Genomic DNA, 19,609 nt, shown 5'->3' with positions numbered 1-19,609 from the left:
CCGCCTCAGGCAGTAGGCTCTGCTCCGTTAGATCTGCGCGGTGCCGCCTGCCCGGCGGCCGGTCGCAGCCGAGCGCTGAGAAAGGCATGAGACAGGTGGTCGGAAAACCGTCCCGGGAATCTCGCGGCCGAGCCCGCCGCGCCATAGGTCTCACCGGAATCGCCGCGCTGCTTCCCGTGGTGCTCGCCGGGTGCAGCCTGGAAGAAGCCTTCTACTTCGGGTGGCCCCGGACGAAGCCGACCGACCAATCCGAGATGATGATGGACCTGTGGATCGGCGCCACCGTCGCCGCGCTCGCGGTCGGCGTCATCGTGTGGGGCCTGACCTTCTGGTGCATCGCCGTCTACCGGAAGCGCGACTCCAAGCTCCCCTCGCAGGAGCGCCTCGGCGAGGAGCTCCTGCCGCCGCAGACGAAGTACAACCTGCCCGCGGAGCTCACCTTCACCGGCCTGCCGTTCATCCTCATCGGCGTGCTTTTCTACTTCACGGTGATCGTGCAGGACGAGGTCACCTACATCAGCGACCACCCGAACGCCTGCACCGAGGTCACCGCCTTCAAGTGGAACTGGCAGTTCGAGTACAAGGGCGAGGACTGCGAGCCGATCGAGACCGCCGAGGGCGAGCCGATCGTCGAGACCGGCGACTCGGAGTACATCCCGGTCATCGTGGTGCCGAACCAGGACGACGTCCGCTTCGTCCTGCGCTCCGAGGACGTCATCCACTCCTTCTGGGTCCCGGACCTGCTGTTCAAGCGCGACGTGATCCCCGGGGACGACAACCAGCTCAGCGAGTTCGAGGTCGACTTCAACACCGAGGGCACCTACGTCGGCCGCTGCGCCGAGCTGTGCGGCGCGTACCACGCGTTCATGAACTTCGAGATGCGCGTGGTCTCCTCCGAGGACTACCAGACCTTCATCGACGAGCGGATCGACGGCGCCACGACGCCCGAGGCGCTCGAGGCGATCGGCCAGGAGCCGTACGCCACGACCACGGACACCTTCAACACCGACCCGAACTCGGGCACCGCGAGCTAAGGCGAGGACAGGCATGAAGACCGAGAGCAAGCTCTTCCTCCTCACGGCGATCACGATGTTCGTATTCGCCGCCGTCTACGGCTGGTGGACGCAGTCCAACGACAACCCCGCCTACGGGCGCCCCGGCGAGATCGAGTGGGTCGGCACGCTGGCCCTGGTCTTCTCGGGGCTCCTGACCGGCATGGTCTGGCTCGTGTTCTGGGTGATCTCGCGGCGCATCGACCCGCGTCCGGAGGACCGGCCCGACGGCGAGATCTCGGACATGGCGGGCGAGGTCGGCTTCTTCAGCCCCGGCTCGTACTGGCCGCTGGGCCTGGCCGCCACGGCCGTGCTCGCCGGTCTCGGCGTCGTGTTCTGGCTGCCGTGGCTGATGGTGGCCGGCGGGGTGGCGCTGCTGTTCGCCACCTGCGGCCTGACCTTCGAGTACTACACGGGCACGCGCAAGCTGGGCCCGGAGTAGACGAGGACCTCCGAACGGGGCCGGGCGATGCGCGCCCGGCCCCATTCGCTATTCGGCCAGCGGGCCGAGGCCGTAGTTCGACAGGAGCCTGGCCGTCGCGCGCGTCATCTCGGGCAGCTCGTCGGCGCGGTGCCATGCGGCGTCCCACACCTCGTGGCCGTCGACGAGGATCTGGGTCGAGTCGGGGTCGCGCACCAGCCTGAAGACGTTGTCGACCCAGCGGCCGCTGGTGTGCACCACCGCGCAGGGGTTCGCCGGGACCAGTTCGTCGAGTCCGGCCTCGATGCCGGTCTCCTCGGCCAGTTCGCGCTTGGCGCCCTCGATGGGCTGCTCGCGGCGGTTCAGGAGCCCGGCCGGGAGCGTCCATCGCCGGCCCGGGGGCTGCCGCAGCATGAGCAGCCGCTCGCCGGCCTCGTCCATCACCAGCACGACCGATCCGAGGGTGTAGGTGGGGGTGGCGATCCGCACGATCCGGCGGCGCACCGGATGCGGCAGGCTGTAGAACACCAGGCCGACGACCCTGCGGACCAAGGGCGCCCGGCGCCGCTGCACAGATGGAGTCACCGGCACACCCTATCGGCCTCCGAAGGCCCGCCAGTGGCCCGTCAGGCGGCCGACTCGGACTCGGATTCGCCCTCTCCGCCCTCGTCGGCCCCCTGATCAGGTGGATGCTCGAGGATCCCCAGGCGGGTGAGCCGACGCGAGCCGCGATACAGGACGAGGGCGATGAGCAGGGCGCCGACGAACGCGGCGCTGAAATCGCCGAGCGCCCGCAGGATGTCCGCGCGCTCCTCCGGGTCGCTGCCGCGAAGGGAGAGGAAGACGACGCAGACGAGGCCGACCGAGGCGAAGGCGATCGCCAGGAATAGATATGCGAATAGGTTTTGCATAGTTCGGTTATATCTACAGACCGTGATCATTTGCACGTGCCTCCATGCCGTGCGAATGCACGTGCATTTGCACGACTTGCTCCGCTGTCGCCCAACTGGTAAAATCGTTCGCCGCGAATGCGCGCCTCCGTCGGACGAATGCGCCGAATGAACCAATCGCACCCTATGTGGCGCATGAATCGGGGTCGCTCGATTACCCGCGGTCATCGTTCGGCGCAACCCTCACCGCCGTGACAACGCGGCGATCTGGCATGTCGGATATCCGACTTGTGTGAGCCGGAAGCGCGCCGGATCGGCCCGCGCGATGGTGGGAAACGGCCGGAGCGGCCCACGAGGCGAGCCCGTCCCCGACGCCGAAGGGGCCCGGCGGCGCCGATGCGAACGGATGCCACCCGGCGGAGCCCCGACGAGGTGGCGAGCGGGCCCACACGGCCGTCGCTGCGCGGTGGCCGGTTCGGGGGTGGCGGGCGCTGGGGAGGGCGAGCCGGACCACGCCTCTCAGAGGTCCATGACAAGCCCCGGCTCCGAGCGTGGGGGACGAGTCGGCCGGTACGCCGGATTCTGTCTTGGACGGCCATCCATCTAGGCGCGCCGTCGCCGGCGCGCTCGAGCGGTCTACCCGCGAAGGCCCGCGCCCGTCTCCGGGCGCGATTCGGGCGGGCCGCCCTCGAACCTCCGCGCAGAGCCGCGAACGGCTCCTCTTGACCTTGCTCCGGGTGGGGTTTACCGAGCCGCCGCCGTCACCGGCGGCGCTGGTGGTCTCTTACACCACCGTTTCACCCTTACCGACCGAAATCGGCGGTCTGCTTTCTGTGGCACTGTCCCGCGGGTCGCCCCGGGTTGCCGTTAACAACCACCCTGCCCTGAGGAGTCCGGACGTTCCTCGCCAGTGACACCCGCGCCTCAGAAGACACTGCCGTCACTGCCGCGACCGCCTGGCCGACTCGCCCCAGCGCTCAAGCGTACGCTGTCGGACGCCATGATGCTGCTTCAGGTCTCCGGATTGCTGCTCGCCGGATTCGTCGCCGGCGGGCTCAACGCCGTGGCGGGCGGCGGCTCCCTCATCACCTACCCCACCCTCATCGCCGTCGGCGTCCCGCCGCTCCACGCCAACGCCACGAACGGCATCGCCGTCGCCCCCGCCTACGCCGCGGCGGCCTTCGGCTCCCGCGAGCACCTGCGCCCCCAGAAGCGCCGCGTCCTCTCCCTGATCCCCACCGCGCTCCTCGCCTCCGTCGGCGGCACGATCCTGCTGCTGAGCACCCCCCACGAGGTCTTCGAGGCCGTCGTCCCGTTCCTCGTCCTGGCCGCCACCCTGCTCATGGCCATCGGCCCGTGGGTCAACCGCAAGGTCACCGCCCTCAACGGCGGACGGGCCCTCCACCCGGTCGCCCTGCACCTCGGCGTCGGCCTCGGGTGCCTGTACGGCGCCTACTTCAACGCCGCGCTCGGCCTGGTCCTCATCGCGGTCATCGCCATGAGCCTGACCGAGCGCCTCGTCCGCATCGGCGCCCTCAAGAACTTCTGCACCTTCATCGTGGGCGCGGTCACCTCGGTGGTCTACGGCGTTTTCGCCGACGTCGCCTGGTGGGCCATCGGCGTGCTCGTGCCTGCCACGTTCCTCGGCGGCTACCTCGGCGCCCGCCTCTTCCAGAAGCTCCCCGAGCGCCCCCTGCGGATCGCCGTCATCGCCTACGGACTGATCCTGAGCGTCATCCTCATGCTGAGATGACGCAAGGCGCCCGAGCAGGGAACAATGGGCGCATGCCGACGCTTCGTATCGCACTGGCCCAGGACAACCCGATCGTGGGCGACCTCGACGCCAACGCCGACCTCATCAGGCGCGCCGCCGCCGCCGCCTCCCAGGCCGGAGTCCACCTCCTCGCCACCGGGGAGCAGTCCTTGACCGGCTACCCCGTCGAGGACCTCGCGCTGCGCCGCTCCTTCGTCGACGCCAGCCGCGCCAGGCTCGAGCGGCTCGCCGCCGAACTCGCCGCCGACGGCAACGGCGCCCTTCCCGTCGCCGTGGGATATCTCGATGCCGATGGCCCCCTGGGAAACCCCCACGGAAGCGGCATTCGTAATGCGCTTGCGCTCATCCAGGACGGCAAGGTCCTATTCCGCTACTACAAACATCACCTGCCGAACTACGGCGTGTTCGACGAGGACCGATATTTCGTCTCCGGGCACGAATTGCACCTCGCCCGCATCGGCGGCGTCGACGTGGCCTTCACCGTCTGCGAAGACATCTGGCAGGAGGGCGTGCCGTTCTCCGCGGCCGCCGCGGCGGGCGCCGGCCTCGTCGTCAACATCAACGCCTCCCCCTATGAGCAGGGAAAACACGAGGACCGCCTTGAGCTGCTGCGCCGCCGCGCCGCCGACGCGGGCGCCACGATCGCCTACCTCAACATCGTCGGCGGCCAGGACGACCTGGTCTTCGACGGCGGATCGACGATCGTCGGCGCCGACGGCGGCATCATCGCCTCCGCCCGCCGCTTCGGCACCGAGCTGCTCGTCACCGACCTCGACCTCCCCGCCGCGAGCCAGGACGGCGACCTCCCCAACGACGCCTCGACGCTCATGAGCGTCACCCGCCACGTCCTCTCCGCGACCGTCGAGGCGCCCGCGCGGCCGGTCGAGGCGGCCACGGCGCCGGCGCTCGGCCGCCACGAGGAGGTCTGGGAGGCGCTGCGCCTCGGCCTGGGCGACTACACGCGCAAGAACGGCTTCAAGTCCGTCCTGCTCGGCCTCTCCGGCGGCATCGACTCGGCCGTCACCGCCGTCCTCGCCCGCGACGCGCTCGGCGCCGACGCGGTGTGGACCGTGGCCAACCCCAGCCGGTACTCCTCGCAGCACTCCGTGGACGACGCCGCCGACCTGGCCGAACGCTGCGGCATCCACCACAGCGTGGAACCGATCCAGCCCATCGTCGACGCCTACCTCGCCCAGATGTCCCTCTCCGGCCTGGCCCTGGAGAACCTCCAGGCCCGCGTGCGCGGCGTCATCTGGATGTCCCTGTCCAACCAGCACGGCCACCTCGTCCTCGCGGCGGGCAACAAGAGCGAGTACGCCGTGGGCTACTCGACGCTCTACGGCGACTCCTGCGGCGGCTTCGCGCCCATCAAGGACGTCCCCAAGACGCTGGTCTACGAGCTGGCGAACTGGCGCAACGAGCACGCCAGGCGGCTGGGCGAGACCGAGCCGATCCCCGAGAACATCATCCTCAAGCCGCCGAGCGCCGAACTGCGGCCCGACCAGAAGGACTCCGACTCCCTGCCGGAGTACGCCCTGCTCGACCCGATGCTGCTCGCCTACGTCGACGGCGACGCCGGAAGGGAGGACCTCATCGCCCAGGGCTACCCGGCCGAGCTCGTCACGCGCGTCGCGAACCTCGTCGACGGCGCCGAGTACAAGCGGCGCCAGTCCGCGCCGGGCACCAAGATCTCGAAGAAGTCGTTCGGCCGCGACCGCCGCCTGCCGATCACGAACCACTTCAGGGGGATCAGCGCGGGGAGTTTGTCACACGAGGCGCTCGGCGAGTGACGCAGGGATCGATGAGCGTTAGTCTCGTCCTGTGAGAAGCCGCTTCGCGCGGCACACGACCCGGGGACCGGCGAACGCCGGCCACGAGGAGATTGCAGGAGTACAACGATGTCTCAATCGAAGTCCCCCGACGAGATCCCGAGCCTGTACGGGCCGGGCAAGACCGTCAAGCGGGTGCGGGCCCGCCACCTCGTCGACGCCAAGGAGCGCGGCGAGAAGTGGGCGATGCTCACCTCATACGACACCTACACCGCGTCGCTGTTCGACGAGGCCGGGATCCCGGTCCTGCTCGTCGGCGACTCGGCCGCCAACAACGTCTACGGCTACGAGACGACCGTCCCGGTCACCGTCGACGAGCTCGTGCCGCTGGTGGCGGCCGTCGCCCGCTCCACCGAGCGGTGCCTGGTCGTCGCCGACCTGCCGTTCGGTTCCTATGAGGCCGGCCCCGCGCAGGCCCTGGAGACCGCCGTGCGGTTCATGAAGGCCGGGGCGCACGCCGTCAAGCTCGAAGGCGGGCGGCGCGTGGCCGAGCAGATCCGGGCGCTGACCGACGCGGGCATCCCGGTGATGGGCCACGTCGGCTTCACCCCGCAGAGCGAGCACGCCGTGGGCGGCTACCGCGTCCAGGGCCGCGACGCCCAGGCCGCCGAAGTCGAGGCCGACGCGCACGCCGTCGCCGAGGCCGGGGCCTTCGCCGTGGTCCTGGAGATGGTGACCGCGGCCGTGGCCGCCGAGATCACCAAGCGGCTGCCGATCCCGACCATCGGCATAGGCGCCGGCCCCGACACCGACGCCCAGGTCCTGGTCTGGCAGGACATGGCCGGGATGCGCCGCGGCCGGCTCCCGCGCTTCGTCAAGCGCTACGCCGAGGTCGCCGACGTCCTCCAGGACGCGGCCAGGGCCTTCGCCGACGAGGTCCGCGGCGGGCGGTTCCCGACGAGGGAGCACAGCTTCGAATAGCTCGCGTGAGCACCGCCACGGCGAAGCTCGCGAGCCGTGCATCGGCGCCGCCTTCCTCTGGGAGGGAGGCGGCGTTTCGCGTAGGGTTTGCGCACGTGACCTCTGATGTGATCCTGCTCTTCGACTTCGACGGCACCGTCTGCCTCGGCGACGAGCCCGCCTACGCCTACGCCCGCCGCGTCGCGTCCGCCCTCGGCGCCGACGACGAGCGCGCCTTCCTCACCGCCCACGACGCCTTCTGCAAGGGCAGACCCACCACCGCCTCCACCTTCGACGCCCTCGACCCGTACAACGCCGTGCGCCGGCTCGCCGGCGAGTACGGCCTCGGCGAAGACGTCCGCCTGCCCGCCTACCTCGCCGCCCGCGCCGGGATGGCCGCGGGCGAGTTCGAGCTGTCCGCCCCCGAAGGGCTCAGGGAGCTCCTGTGGGGCCTGCCGGGCGGCGTCCGGACCGCCCTGGTCACCAACGCGCCGCTCGACGGCTTGGACTCGATCCTCGCCCACATCAAGCTCGACGGCCTGTTCGACCAGGTCATCGGCGACGCGGCCAAACCCGCCGGGCTCGGCCCGATCCTCGAGGGCCTCCTGGACGGGCGCGAGGCGTCCTCGCTGCTGAGCATCGGCGACATCCCCCGCAACGACCTGGCCCCGGCCGCCGAGCACGGCTGCGCCACGGCCTACATCGACCACTTCGGACGGCCTTGGCCGCGGGCCGACGCCTCGGGGGCGACGCTTCAGGAGCTGTACCCCTTCATCCGCCGCTGGGTCGCCGACCGGCTCGCTTGAGAACGGTTGCACCGCAACTCGAAGCAAATCCCACTGACGGTGTACCGATCTTGTCGCCCCGGCGGCATAAGCTGAATATGCGCCCTGAGCCGACCGATCCCCGGCTCAGGGCGTCCACTCCTCAGCCGCCGACCTCGTCGCCGACGCCGATGCTCACGGTCTCGGGGGTCTTGAGGTAGACGCCGAAGTGGTTGCCGAGCCCTCGGACGATGTGTTTGTGCAGCTCTTTGTCGCGCTCCCGCCCGCGGGGGTCCCAGCTGGGCAGGACGCAGCGCTCGCACGGCTTGTGCACCACGAAGGCATTGCCGCCGAGGCTGATCGGCATGCCCCGCTCGAACCGCGCCTCGGCGTACGGATCGAGGTCGGCCTCGATCATCACGTTCGGCCGGAACCGCTCGGGCTCGATCTCGCGGCCCATCTCCTCGGACAGCCGCTTCAGGCTCGCCTCGAAGACGACCAGGACGCGCCCGCTCGTCCCCGTGTCGGTCTTCCGCAGGTCCAGCGCCTCCTCGCCGAGGTCGTCCGCCATCGCCGCGCCGAGCCCCGGGTCGTCCGCCGCCCACGCGGCCCCGCCGGGCTCGTAGACGACCGGGGCGTCCCCGACGCCGTCGGCGCAGCCGCACTGGGCCGGCCAGGCGGCCTCCCACTCCAGCATCCTGGGGTGCCCTCCGGCCCAGATGTCGTCGTCGGTGCCGGTCTTGAACACCTTGAGCACCCGGTCGCCGGTCATGCCGTGCGGGCCGATCTCGGCCGATCGCACCGTCTCGCCGCGGAGGCCCTTGACCGGCCAGCGCCACATCTTCGTCACCGAACCTGAGAACATGTCCACGAATGTACCGCTCCCAGCCCGCGGGCCGCACCGCCCGATTCGCGGAGCGGGGTCGCGGACGCCGCCATGTCCGGTTAACGTCGGGGACACAATCAAGTGAGACACTGGAGCCCCAGGACCGAGAGGAAGGGCACCATGGAACGGCAGAAGGAGTTCGTGCTCCGCACGCTCGAAGAGCGCGACATCCGGTTCGTCCGGCTGTGGTTCACCGACGTGCTCGGCACGCTGAAGTCGGTGAGCGTCGCCCCCGCCGAACTCGAGTCCGCCTTCGAGGAGGGCATCGGATTCGACGGCTCGGCGATCGAGGGCTTCGCGCGCGTCTACGAATCGGACATGGTCGCCATGCCCGACCCGACCACCTTCCAGGTCTTCCCCTTCGAAGGCCGGGGGATCGGGGAGTCGGCGCGGATGTTCTGCGACATCCTCACGCCCGAGGGCGCTCCCTCGTGGGCCGACCCGCGGCACGTGCTGCGCCGGTCACTGTCGAAGGCGGCCGACCGCGGCTTCACCTTCTACGTCCACCCCGAGATCGAGTTCTTCCTGCTCTCGGACATCCCCGAGGACGGCTCGGACCCGACGCCGGTGGACGAGGGCGGCTACTTCGACCACACCACGCACTCGGTCGCCCGCGACTTCCGCCGCCAGGCGATCCTCGCGCTCGAGCGGGTCGGCATCTCCGTGGAGTACAGCCACCACGAGGTCGCCCCCGGCCAGCAGGAGATCGACCTGCGCTACGCCGACGCGCTGGCCACGGCCGACAACATCATGACCTTCAGGCACATCGTCAAGGAGGTCGCCCTGACCTCCGGCGTCACGGCCTCGTTCATGCCCAAGCCGTTCAGCGCCCAGCCCGGCTCGGGCATGCACAGCCACCTGTCGCTGTTCGAAGGCGAGGACAACGCCTTCCACGACCCGGGCGACGAGCAGCGGCTGTCCAAGACCGCCAAGGCCTTCATCGCCGGGCTCCTGCGCCACGCGCCCGAGTTCACCGCGATCACCTGCCAGTGGGTCAACTCCTACAAGCGCCTCTACTCCCGGCCGCAGCCGGGCCAGATCTCCGAGGCGCCCTCCTACGTCTCGTGGGGCAAGGCCAACCGCTCCGCGCTGGTGCGCGTCCCCGTCTACGGCAAGCCGAACTCGGCGCGCGTCGAGATCCGCTCGCTGGACTCGGCGGCGAACCCGTACCTGGCCTACGCGGTCATGCTCGGCGCCGGGCTCAAGGGCATCGAAGAGGGCTACGAGCTGCCCCCGGGCACCGAGGACGACGTCTCGGCCCTCACCAACGCCGAGCGCGTCGCCGCCGGCTACCAGCCGCTGCCCTCCTCGCTGAACGAGGCCCTCGACGTGATGGAGTCCTCCGAGTTGGTCCCCGAAGTCCTCGGCGAGCACGTCTTCGACTACTTCCTGAAGAACAAGCGCAGCGAGTGGGAGGACTACCGCACACAGGTCACCGCCTTCGAACGCCGTCGATACATCAATCTGTGACCGATTAGCATGAGACCGTGACCACTGCACTCGTCATCGAGAACGACCCGAAACTTGGCATCGGACGCGCCGCGGGGTGGCTCGCCGAGGCGGGAATGGAACTGGACGTGGTGCGCCCGCACGCCGGAGACGCCGTCCCCCGCACCCCCGGCGGCCACGAGGCGCTCATCGCGCTCGGCGGCACCCGCAGCCGCGAGTGGGCCGAGGAGCTGACCGGCCTCCTCGAATGCGCGGTCGCCGACTCCACCCCGACCCTGGCGCTGTGCTCGGCGGCGCAGATGCTCGCCGCCGCCTTCGGCGGCTCGGTCGAGCCCTCCGACGACCCGGCCGGGCCCAGGATGCTCGCCAAACGCGACGCCGCCGGGCAGGACCTCCTGTTCGGGCCCGCGCCCATGACCATCGACGTGATCTCCTGGAGCGCCAACCGGCTGGTGAGCCTCCCCGAGGAGGCCACGCTCCTGGCGGCCTCCCCGTACGGGGCCCTGGAGGTGTTCCGCGTCCGCGCGGCCGCCTGGGGCGTCCAGTCCCACTTCGAGTTCACCGCGGACCAGCTCGCCGGCTTCAGCGCCTTCGACGAGGCCGCGCTCGCCAAGGTCGCCGACGTCGACGAGCACATCGTCGAGACGTGGCGTCCGATCCTCCAGCGCTTCGCCCGCGTCGCCGCCGGGGAGCGCCGAGCCCTGCCGGTGGTCGATGCCTGAGCTCGACGAGGCGCGCCAGGCGGTGGTCGAGGCCAGCAACGCCCTGGCCGACTTCCTGCGCGCACACCCCGACGTCGAGACCGCCCTGACCGAGGACGAGGAGACCGGCCTCGCCCGCGTCCGCGCCGCCGGCGCGGGCGGATTGAACGCCGCGTGGAAGGCGAACCTGCTGCGCATCAGCGCCGCCGACCTCACCGGCGAGGCCCGCCTGCCCGCCACCTCCGACGCGCTCACCCGCCTGGCCGACGCCGTCCTCGCCCGCGGCCTGGAGCTCGCCCGCGCCGAAGTCCCCGGCGAGACCGGCCTGGCGGTCATCGCGATGGGCAAGACCGGCGCCGAAGAGCTCAACTACGTCTCGGACGTCGACGTCGTGTTCGTCGCCGAAGGCGACCTCGACCTCGCCACGCGGCAGGCGGCCCGCATGATCCAGATCGTCGGCCCCGCCACCTGGCCGGTCGACGCCGGGCTGCGGCCCGAGGGCCGCCACGGCGCCCTGGTGCGCACCGTCGACTCGTACCTGAGCTACCTGCGCGACTGGGCCCGCACCTGGGAGTTCCAGGCGCTGCTCAAGGCCAGGCCCGCCGCCGGCGACCTGCGGCTCGGCCTCGACTGGCTCGCCGCCGTCCAGCCGCTGATCTGGGACGCCGCGAACCGGCCCGGCGTGGTCGAGGACATCCGCGACATGCGCCGCAAGGTCGCCGACTCGGTGCCGCGCGCCGAACGCAAGTACGAGATCAAGCTCGGCCCCGGCGGCCTGCGGGACATCGAGTTCGCCGTGCAGCTGCTCCAGCTCGTCCACGGCCGCGGCGACCCGTCGCTGCGGGTGCGGTCCACGCTGGAGGCCCTCGAGGTGCTCGTCGCGGGCGGCTACCTCGCCCGCCGCGACGGCGAGGAGCTCACCGACACCTATGTCTTCCTGCGCACCGTCGAGCACCGGCTCCAGCTCCAGCGGCTGCTGCGCACCCACCGCGTGCCCGAGGGCGGCGAGCCGCTCCACCAGCTCGCCCGCACCCTCGGCTACACCACCGACGAGGGCTTCCTGGCCGCCTGGCGCGCCCACGCCGCCACCGCGCGGCGCCTGCACGAGAAGCTGCTGTACCGGCCGCTGCTCGACGCCGTCACCCGCGTGTCCACCGCCGAGCTGCGCATGACCGAGTCCGAGGCCGCCTCGCGCCTGGCCGTCCTCGGCTTCGCCGACCCGGACAGCGCCCTGACCCACATCCGCAGGCTGACCGCCGGGATCGGCCGCACCGCCACCGTCCAGCGCGCCCTGCTGCCGGTCGTGCTGCACGAGCTCGCCGACTCGCCCGAGCCCGACCGCGGCCTGCTGGCCTACCGGCAGGTCTCCGACAAGCTCGGCTCCACCCCCTGGTACCTGCGGCTGCTGCGCGACGGGGGACCGGCCGCCGTCCGGCTCGCCCGCCTGCTGGGCACCTCCCGCTACTTCACCGCCCTCCTGCTGCACGTACCGCAGTCGCTGCGGTTCCTCTCGGACAACGCCGACCTGGAGCCGAAGAGCCGCGACGGCCTCGCCGCGGGGATGCGCCAGGCCGTCGCGCGGCACGTCGACGCGACCGACGCCGTGGCCGCGGTCCGGGCGATCCGCCGTCGCGAGCTCATCCGCATCGCCGCCGCCGACCTGCTCGGCCTCCTCGACGACCAGCAGGTGGGCCTGGCCCTGTCCGACCTCGTCGACGCCGTCCTGGACGCCACGCTCGCCGTCGCCTCCCGCGACGTGCCCGACGCCCCGCCGATCGCGATCATCGGCATGGGACGCCTGGGCGGCAGGGAGACCGGATTCGGCTCCGACGCCGACGTCGTCTTCATCCACAACGGCGAGGGCGACGCCCAGCGCAAGGCCGCCGGGCGGATCGTCGAGGCGGTGAAGAGCCTCCTGGCCGCCCCGACCGCCGACCCGCCCCTCGAGATCGACCTCGGCCTGCGCCCCGAGGGCAAGGGCGGCCCCATCGTGCCGAGCCTGGCCGCCTACGAGCGGTACTACTCCGACCGGGCGCGGTTGTGGGAGCGCCAGGCGCTGCTGCGGGCCCGAGCCGTCGCGGGCGACCAGGGCCTGCTCGACCAGTGGGCCGAGGCGGCCGACGCCGTCCGCTACCGGCCCGGCGGGCTGAGCGAGGCCGAGCGGATCGAGTTCCGCCGCGTCAAGGCCCGCGTCGACTCCGAGCGCCTTCCCAGAGGCGCCGACCCCAACGGGCACACCAAACTCGGTCGCGGCGGCCTGGTCGACATCGAGTGGGCCGCGCAGCTGCTCCAGCTCGAGCACGGCGACGAGCCGCTCATGCGCACCACCCGCACCGTCCCGGCCCTAGAGGCCGCCGCCGCGGCCGGGCACCTCGACACCACCTCCCTGGAGGACCTGCGCGCGGCCTGGGAGTTCGTCTCGCGGGTGCGCAACGACATGACGCTGGCGCGCGGCGTGCCGCGCGACGAGCTCCCGCGCTCGGGCCCGGAGCTCACCGCCCTGGCGCAGACGCTCGGCTTCGGCTCGGACACCCAGGAGTTCCTCAACCACTACCGGCGCTTGACCAGGCTCGCGCACGAGGCGGCCCACCGGATCGTCTACGGCCCGACCTAGAGGGACATAGACTCGGGAGCGCGGGAGGTGAGCATGGTCGGCTACTCGGTGACCGCCCCCGGCGGCCTGGAGCGGCACGACGGCGATCCGGCCGCGATCGGCCGCGCCGCCGCGGAGCTCGGCCGCGACCGGCATCTGTGGGCGGAACTCGACGGACGGGACGCGGTCGAGCTCGCGGGCGTCCTCGACGCGCTCGGCCTGAAGCGCTTCGGCTCCGAGAGCCGCGGGCACCCCAAGGTGGAGCGGGTCGGCGACACGGTCATGCTCGTGGTCAAGACGCTCTGGTACATACAGGACACACGGCAGGTGGAGACCGGTGTCCTCGTGCTCTACACCGACGGCCGCTCGCTGGTGACGGTGAGCCGCGGCGAGGCGGACCCGGTGCCGGCCGTGCGCGGGCGCATCGCCGCCGAGGACCGCCTGCGCTCCGACGGCGTCCCGGCGATCGTGTACGCGCTGCTCGACCGCGTCGTCGAGGACTACGCCTCCGCGCTGGAGTCGCTGTCGGACGAGATCGAGAGCCTCGAGCGGGCGGTCTTCTCCGGAGGCAGGCGCGACCTCATCGAGCGGATCTACTCGCTCATCCGCGAGACGCTCGAGTTCCAGAACGCGGTCAGGCCCTTGATCCCGTTCGCGCAGCGGCTCAGGCGGCGCCGCGCCGCCTCGCCGGTGTTCTCGCCGTCGTACATGAGGGACGTCGCCGGGCGGTTGCTGCGCGTCGACGGCGAAGTCGACTCGTGCATGAACCTCTTGACGACCGTGCTGACCGCCCACCAGGGACAGATCGGGACGTGGCAGAACGAGGACATGCGCAAGATCTCGGCCTGGGGAGCGATCGCGGTGGTGCCCACGGCGATCGCGGGGATCTACGGCATGAACTTCGACCACATGCCCGAGCTGCACTGGGTGTTCGGCTACCCGCTGGTGCTGGCGGTCATGGCGACGGTGTGCCTGTCGCTGTACCGCGGCTTCAAACGCAACGGCTGGCTCTGACCCCATCTGCGAGCGGGCAGTGAAGCCGTTGCGCCCCAAGGCGAGAAGATGAGGGGCGGACCGGTTCCCCGGTCCGCCCCTCTGGCCCTGCCTGCCTTCGCCTACACGATAGCCATGCCGTGCAAGCCCTCCGAGGCCGACCGCCCCCGCCGGGCGCGAACGCGTTTGCCGAATCGCGACATTGGCGGCCTCTGAACTTTTTCTCCCCGGAGGCTTGACTTCCCAGGCCGCAGCCATAAAGATAAAGATACTTATCAATTAACTCTCTTTACTTTTGGGAGGACGAATTGAGACTCAAGAGCAGACGGCTGATCGCCGCGTTGACCGCGGCCGTGGCCGTGGCGGCGTCGGCAGCGATCATCGCCGTCGCCAATCCCTTCACCGCCGGAGCCCAGACGGTCTGCTCCGAGGCGTGGCAGTCCGGGGCGGTCTACGTCGGCGGCGACCAGGTCAGCCACGAGGGCGTCGAGTACCGCGCCAAGTGGTGGACCACCAATGAGGAGCCCGGCACCACCGGTGAGTGGGGCGTCTGGGAATCCCTCGGCGAGTGCGGCGACGGCGACGGCGGCGATCCGACCGACGACCCGACCACCGACGACCCGACCGATCCGCCGGTCGACCCGCCCACCGATCAGTACAACGTCGCCTACTTCACCGAGTGGGGCGTCTACGGCCGCGACTACCACGTCAAGGACATCGTCACCTCCGGCTCGGCCGAGAAGCTGACCCACATCATGTACGCCTTCGGCAACGTCAAGAACGGGCAGTGCCAACTCGACGACTCCTTCGCGGCGATCGAGAAGACCTACACCGCCGCGGAGTCCGTCGACGGCGTCGCCGACGCCTGGGACGACCCGCTGCGCGGCAACTTCAACCAGCTCATGAAGCTCAAGGAGATGTACCCGCACATCAAGGTCGTCTGGTCCTTCGGCGGCTGGACCTACTCCGGCGGCTTCGGCCAGGCCGCGCAGAACCCGGCCGCGTTCGCCCAGTCCTGTTACGACCTCGTCCACGACCCGCGCTGGGACGGCCTGTTCGACGGCATCGACATCGACTGGGAGTACCCCAACGCCTGCGGCCTGACCTGCGACTCCAGCGGCCCCGACGCCTACCCGGCGCTCATGTCCGCATTGCGATCGGAGTTCGGCGATGAGCTGGTGACCTCGGCCATCACCGCCGACGGCACCGACGGCGGCAAGATGGACCTCGGCGGCTACGGCGACGCGGCGCAGTACGTCGACTTCTACATGGTCATGACGTACGACTTCTTCGGCGCCTGGGACGCGGACGGGCCGACCGCCCCGCACTCTCCGCTGACCGAATACGACGGCATCCCGATCAGCGGCTTCAATGCCGAGACGGCGATCGGGAAGCTGAAATCGCTCGGCGTCCCGGCCGACAAGATGCTGCTCGGACTCGGCTTCTACGGCAGAGGCTGGACCGGCGTGACCCAATCGGAACCGGGCGGGTCGGCCACCGGCGCGGCACCGGGCACCTACGAGGCGGGCATCGACGACTACGAAGTCCTCGTCGGCCAATGCCCCGCCACCGGCACCGTCGCGGGCACCGCTTACGCCCACTGCGGCAACGAGTGGTGGAGCTACGACACTCCCGAGACGATCGCGGGGAAGGTCGACTGGCTCAACGACCAAGGCCTGCGCGGCGCGTTCTCCTGGGAGCTGTCGGGCGACACCGCCGACGGCGACCTCATGAGCGCCATCCACAACGGACTGAGTTAGCACGACCTGAAGCGCTGCTCTCAACGCGGCGGGCGGCCCAGCCTCGGGGCCGCCCGCCGCACCTCTATTCACTCGAGGTGTACACCCCGCGCGCCAGGCGCGAGACCTCCGAAGCGGGGTACTCCCGCAGCCGCCGCAGGAGCTCGCGCCACTCGGGCGTCCAACCGGCCATGGAGCCCGGCCCGCGGATCGCGGCCGCCGCCAGCACGCAGGCGTTCGGGACGCCCGAGGAGGCGAGCCGCTCGAAGAACGGCAGCAGGTCGACGCCCCGGGCCGCGTGCAGCCGAGGCTGGAGCTGCCGGCCCAGCTCGTAGGCCTCCAGCGGGTCGGCGATCCGCGCGGTGAGCTCCCGCAGCCTGACGCCGTCGGCGTCCCAAGGGACCGTGACGAACAGCAGCCGCGTCCCCAGATCCACCGGCAGGAGATCGATCAGGGCGTCGGGCACGAAGTCCAGGGCGGTATGGCGGTAGCGGGGGATCAAGAGCCCGATCAGCCGCTCCAGCCGCTGCCGCACCGGCAGGTCGCGCTCGGCCGTGGCATTGGGCTCCACCCGCTCATCGGATCGGAGCCGCCTGACCGCCTCCATCAGCGGCTCCCAGTCGCCGGAGTCGACGGCCAGATTGCGCAGCGCGAACATCCCCCCGCCCCAGTTGGCGGTGGCGTCCAGGTTCGACGCCAGAGCGATGAGCGCCTCCTTGACGCGCGCGGAGTAGGGCGCCCAGCGGCCGACGCCGTTCATGGTCGCCTCCAGCAGCCGCTCGTCGCCGGACTCGACGGCGTCGGCGATCAGGTCCGCGTACTCCTCGCGGTGGCGCGGCGCGACCGCGAACGGCGCCGGCGCCAGCGCCGGAGTGGCGACGTCGGCGCCGAACTCGAGCGAGCCCTTCACGATCCGCCCGGCCCACGGCCGGTCGAAGCGGTGCACGAGCCCTGCCGTGATCGCCTCGCGGACGCCGTCGGGCAGCGTCTCGTCGTCCCACATGCGCCGGACGGTCTCGTCGGCGCCCGGCACGCGGTGCTCCAGCATGAGCCGCACGCCCTGCTTGCGGGCGGCGAGCTGCTCGGACTCGAGCATCGGGGCGAGCCGCTCGGCCAGGAACTCGGGCCGCATGCGCCGAGAGAGCCGCGCCAGGCCGACCCCGGCGACGAAGGCGTCCGGGCCCGCCGCGTGTTCCGCCAGCAGCTCCCAGGCCCGCTCGAACGGCCGGGCCGCGTCGAGGGCGGCGAGCGCCGATGTGGACGACGCCGGGTCGCCACCGCCGAGGAAGCCCTCCAGCTCGCCGACCTCGAGCCCGGCGACACGGGACATGGCCCGGACCGCCATGGCCCGCTCGCGGGAGCTGCGGCGCCCGTCCCGCGCCAGCGACGCGAGCGAGTCCACATACGCCTCGCGCACGGCCGGAGGCCAGCGCCGGGTGAACGATCGGCCGATGGGCCGCAGCAGCGCCGAGACGCCGTCGCCCGGCGCGGCGAGCCAGGCGGCGAGCACGTCCACCCGATCGCGGACCAGGCGGCCGAAGACGGCCGGGACGGCCGCCATCGCCGGATCGGCCTCGATCAGCTCGGCGGCGGCCTCCCGATCGGCGGCGGCCAGGGCGGACGCGGCCCGCTTGGCCGTGTCGGTGTCGGCCGATCCGGCGGCCTCGCGCAGCAGCGCGCACAGCTCCGGCAGTCCGCCCGCGCGGCGCCCCAGTGCTTCGGCGAACACCAGCGCCAGTTTGAAGCGCCCGACCTCGGCCTGGCCCGACATGATCGGCGCCAGGCGCCGGCACAGCTCCATCGCGGTCGGGCGCGGCAGCGCGCGGAGCGCGTCGGCCACATCTCGACTGCCGCTCTCGGCGGCGACGCGCTCGAGCCACTCGTATCCGAACCCGGCGAAGGCCGGACGCCCGTGGTCCATGCCGACCAGGAGCAGGCGGGAGGCGAGGCGGAGCATCGCTTGGTTCGTCGTCCGTGAGCGCCAAGGCGAGCCGAGCACGGCGCCGGTCAGGTCGCCCAGCGCCGCCAGGTGCGCCTCCCGCCAGTGGTGGGCGGGCACCTTCGCCAGGGCGGCGAGAGCGGCGACATGGACGGGGTCCTGGTCGCGGGCCAGCCGGTCCAGCGCTCTGAGCATCGATGCGACCGCTTCGGGACCGTCCAGGCCGGCGCAGCGGATCAGGTGCTCGTACGCGGTGGCCCGTTCGCTTGCCGACGACCGCTCAGCGGCCGCGACCAGCTCGTCGCGGACCTCGGCGAACGGCAGATACGAGCGCAGGTCCTCCCGGAGCGCCCGGTCGTCGGCGATCGCGCGCCACGAGAGACGCTTGCGGACCGTCTTGTGCCGCAGGGGTTTCGGCAGGTGCCAGACCTGCCCGCGCGCGGCCCTTCCCCGCCGGTTCTCCGCGCAGGCGTCCAGCACCGCCTTGCGGCGCGACGGCGCCAGCCTCGGCATCAGCAGGTTCTGGGCCAGCATGACGGCGGGGGAGGCGCGGAGGAAGGCCGCGATGGTCGCGGTGTCGCGGTCGGCCAGGCGCCGCAGCACGCCCCGGTGGTGACCGACGGTTCTGGTCAGGGACTCGCGCTCCGGTGCGAGGGCGAACCGCCACGCGGCGTCGGGGTCGGCGCTGATCAGGCGCGGCAGCAGAGGGGAGACCACGGGGGTCAGCGTCGCGCACCAGAAGCGCTCGAACAGCGACAGCCAGGCCGCGGGCTCGGACTCGACGGCCGAGGCGATCCCCCGGTGGTGGTGGGCCCACCACTGCGCCCGATGGGAGGGCGGCAGTTCGTCGAGGCCGTGCTCGGCGTACTCGGCGAAGACGCGCGGGTGGCGGCGCGCGAGCGTCGCCCAGGCCGTGACGGCGTAGGCCAGCTCCGGCAGCGCCTCGGCGACGGTCGCATCACCGCAGGCGGTCAGCAGCCGCGCGGCCTCGCGGTCGCCGAACCGCTCCCGAACCTGGGGGAGCAGCCGGTCGGCGAGGGACTCGCGCCCCCGGACGCGCAGCGCCTTGTAGGCGGCGCGCCGGACGTGCCGGGCGCCGTCCAGGACGGCCGCCTCGATCGCGTCGTCGAGCCCGCCGAGCGCGGCGGCGGTCTTGACCGCGGCGGAGGCGACGTCGGGATCCTCGTGCCCGAGCAGCGAGGCGACGTGGCCGCGGTGCTGCGACACGCGCGCCGCGAACAGGGACAGCTCGGCGGCGAAGGCGCTGTGCCCGGCCAGATCGGCGAGCAGTGCGGCGAAGCCCTCTTCGGAGGCGTGCTCGCGCGCGTATGCGGAGAGGAATCGCGTGCGCGCGCCGACCGGCATGGTCTCGACGCGAGCCAGTAGGTCCATGGTGGACAGTTTTTGAGAGCTCAACGGCGCTCCCGATTCTCGTGCAGTCAATGGCGGACCCCCGCGTCTTGGAATGCCGTAGGCAGAGGCCGGGGGAGACGACGGAGGGATATGGCGTCCGGAGCGTGCGCACTGCGCACGTGGGCCGGATTCATCGGCGACAGGGGCTCGTCTCGTCGAATGTCACGGCGCTCAGTATAGGGCCCGGCGGCCCACGGCGGGGTCCGCGGCCCGGGCGGCACTCGGGCGCGCACGGAACCGTGCGCGCCCGAGTGCTCTGCCGCCCG

General features: G+C 71.6%; 15 protein-coding genes and 1 other RNA gene. 11 read left to right on the top strand and 5 right to left on the bottom strand.

Translation table 11 applies throughout. From position 1 onward, the window contains the following. The first annotated feature begins 86 nt into the window (after positions 1-86). Together ctaC and YWW_RS0117280 are read left to right on the top strand one after the other, a co-directional pair. On the top strand, positions 87-1,034 hold the full coding sequence (gene ctaC, locus YWW_RS0117285) for an aa3-type cytochrome oxidase subunit II (protein ID WP_051325967.1): 948 nt from the start codon (positions 87-89) through the stop codon (positions 1,032-1,034). Between the two features lie 13 nt (positions 1,035-1,047). Next, positions 1,048-1,494 (top strand): cytochrome c oxidase subunit 4, encoded by a 447-nt coding sequence (locus tag YWW_RS0117280; protein ID WP_026931082.1) that lies wholly within the window; start codon positions 1,048-1,050, stop codon positions 1,492-1,494. Between the two features lie 48 nt (positions 1,495-1,542). On the opposite strand, the gene YWW_RS0117275 is transcribed toward YWW_RS0117280, so the two are convergent. From YWW_RS0117275 to rnpB, 3 genes are all read right to left on the bottom strand, one after another. Further along, positions 1,543-2,058, bottom strand: a complete 516-nt coding sequence (locus tag YWW_RS0117275; protein WP_211228608.1) for an NUDIX hydrolase — start codon at positions 2,056-2,058, stop codon at positions 1,543-1,545. A gap of 41 nt (positions 2,059-2,099) precedes the next feature. Further along, positions 2,100-2,384, bottom strand: coding sequence for a hypothetical protein (locus tag YWW_RS0117270; RefSeq protein ID WP_026931080.1), 285 nt, complete (start codon positions 2,382-2,384; stop codon positions 2,100-2,102). 534 nt (positions 2,385-2,918) lie between these two features. Then, positions 2,919-3,331: RNase P RNA component class A (gene rnpB / locus YWW_RS34240), an RNA gene on the bottom strand. Between the two features lie 32 nt (positions 3,332-3,363). Between rnpB and YWW_RS0117265 the strand changes: the two genes are divergently transcribed. The 4 genes from YWW_RS0117265 to YWW_RS0117250 all read left to right on the top strand — a co-directional run bounded on the left by YWW_RS0117265 (position 3,364) and on the right by YWW_RS0117250 (position 7,672). Further along, complete coding sequence (locus YWW_RS0117265; RefSeq protein WP_026931079.1) at positions 3,364-4,116, top strand: sulfite exporter TauE/SafE family protein; 753 nt, start codon at positions 3,364-3,366, stop codon at positions 4,114-4,116. A 32-nt stretch (positions 4,117-4,148) separates the two neighbouring features. Then, positions 4,149-5,927, top strand: coding sequence for an NAD+ synthase (locus tag YWW_RS0117260; RefSeq protein WP_026931078.1), 1,779 nt, complete (start codon positions 4,149-4,151; stop codon positions 5,925-5,927). A 108-nt stretch (positions 5,928-6,035) separates the two neighbouring features. Continuing rightward, positions 6,036-6,887 carry a 3-methyl-2-oxobutanoate hydroxymethyltransferase gene (gene panB / locus YWW_RS0117255; protein ID WP_026931077.1) on the top strand — a complete coding sequence of 284 codons (852 nt, stop codon included), beginning with the start codon at positions 6,036-6,038 and terminating at the stop codon, positions 6,885-6,887. A 95-nt stretch (positions 6,888-6,982) separates the two neighbouring features. Then, positions 6,983-7,672 carry an HAD family hydrolase gene (locus YWW_RS0117250; protein WP_026931076.1) on the top strand — a complete coding sequence of 230 codons (690 nt, stop codon included), beginning with the start codon at positions 6,983-6,985 and terminating at the stop codon, positions 7,670-7,672. Between the two features lie 121 nt (positions 7,673-7,793). Here the strand turns inward: YWW_RS0117250 and YWW_RS31215 are convergent, their stop codons facing one another. Next, entirely contained in the window at positions 7,794-8,495 is a 702-nt protein-coding gene (locus YWW_RS31215) for an MOSC domain-containing protein (protein ID WP_155830226.1), read from the bottom strand. 141 nt (positions 8,496-8,636) lie between these two features. Here YWW_RS31215 and glnA point away from each other — a divergent pair, with 141 nt between their 5' ends. From glnA to YWW_RS0117220, 5 genes are all read left to right on the top strand, one after another. Beyond that, a complete protein-coding gene (gene glnA / locus YWW_RS0117240; RefSeq protein WP_026931075.1) occupies positions 8,637-9,986 on the top strand; it encodes a type I glutamate--ammonia ligase in 1,350 nt (449 codons plus the stop codon). A gap of 17 nt (positions 9,987-10,003) precedes the next feature. Further along, a complete protein-coding gene (locus tag YWW_RS0117235) occupies positions 10,004-10,687 on the top strand; it encodes a type 1 glutamine amidotransferase (protein WP_026931074.1) in 684 nt (227 codons plus the stop codon). Next, complete coding sequence (locus tag YWW_RS31210; protein ID WP_051325963.1) at positions 10,680-13,280, top strand: bifunctional [glutamine synthetase] adenylyltransferase/[glutamine synthetase]-adenylyl-L-tyrosine phosphorylase; 2,601 nt, start codon at positions 10,680-10,682, stop codon at positions 13,278-13,280. Before YWW_RS0117235 ends, YWW_RS31210 begins: the two co-directional genes overlap by 8 nt. Positions 13,281-13,313: 33 nt before the next feature. Then, a complete protein-coding gene (locus tag YWW_RS31205) occupies positions 13,314-14,273 on the top strand; it encodes a magnesium and cobalt transport protein CorA (RefSeq protein ID WP_051325962.1) in 960 nt (319 codons plus the stop codon). Between the two features lie 287 nt (positions 14,274-14,560). Next, positions 14,561-16,012 (top strand): glycosyl hydrolase family 18 protein, encoded by a 1,452-nt coding sequence (locus YWW_RS0117220; protein ID WP_035702264.1) that lies wholly within the window; start codon positions 14,561-14,563, stop codon positions 16,010-16,012. Between the two features lie 64 nt (positions 16,013-16,076). On the opposite strand, the gene YWW_RS0117215 is transcribed toward YWW_RS0117220, so the two are convergent. Next, positions 16,077-19,322, bottom strand: coding sequence for a hypothetical protein (locus YWW_RS0117215; RefSeq protein ID WP_026931072.1), 3,246 nt, complete (start codon positions 19,320-19,322; stop codon positions 16,077-16,079). Positions 19,323-19,609: the final 287 nt, after the last annotated feature.

Origin of the sequence: Glycomyces tenuis DSM 44171, assembly GCF_000427885.1 — a bacterium.
Classification (GTDB): Bacteria; Actinomycetota; Actinomycetes; order Mycobacteriales; family Micromonosporaceae; genus Glycomyces; species Glycomyces tenuis.
Note: the sequence above shows the minus strand (reverse complement) of the source record. Positions and strands in the feature narration are given on the sequence as shown.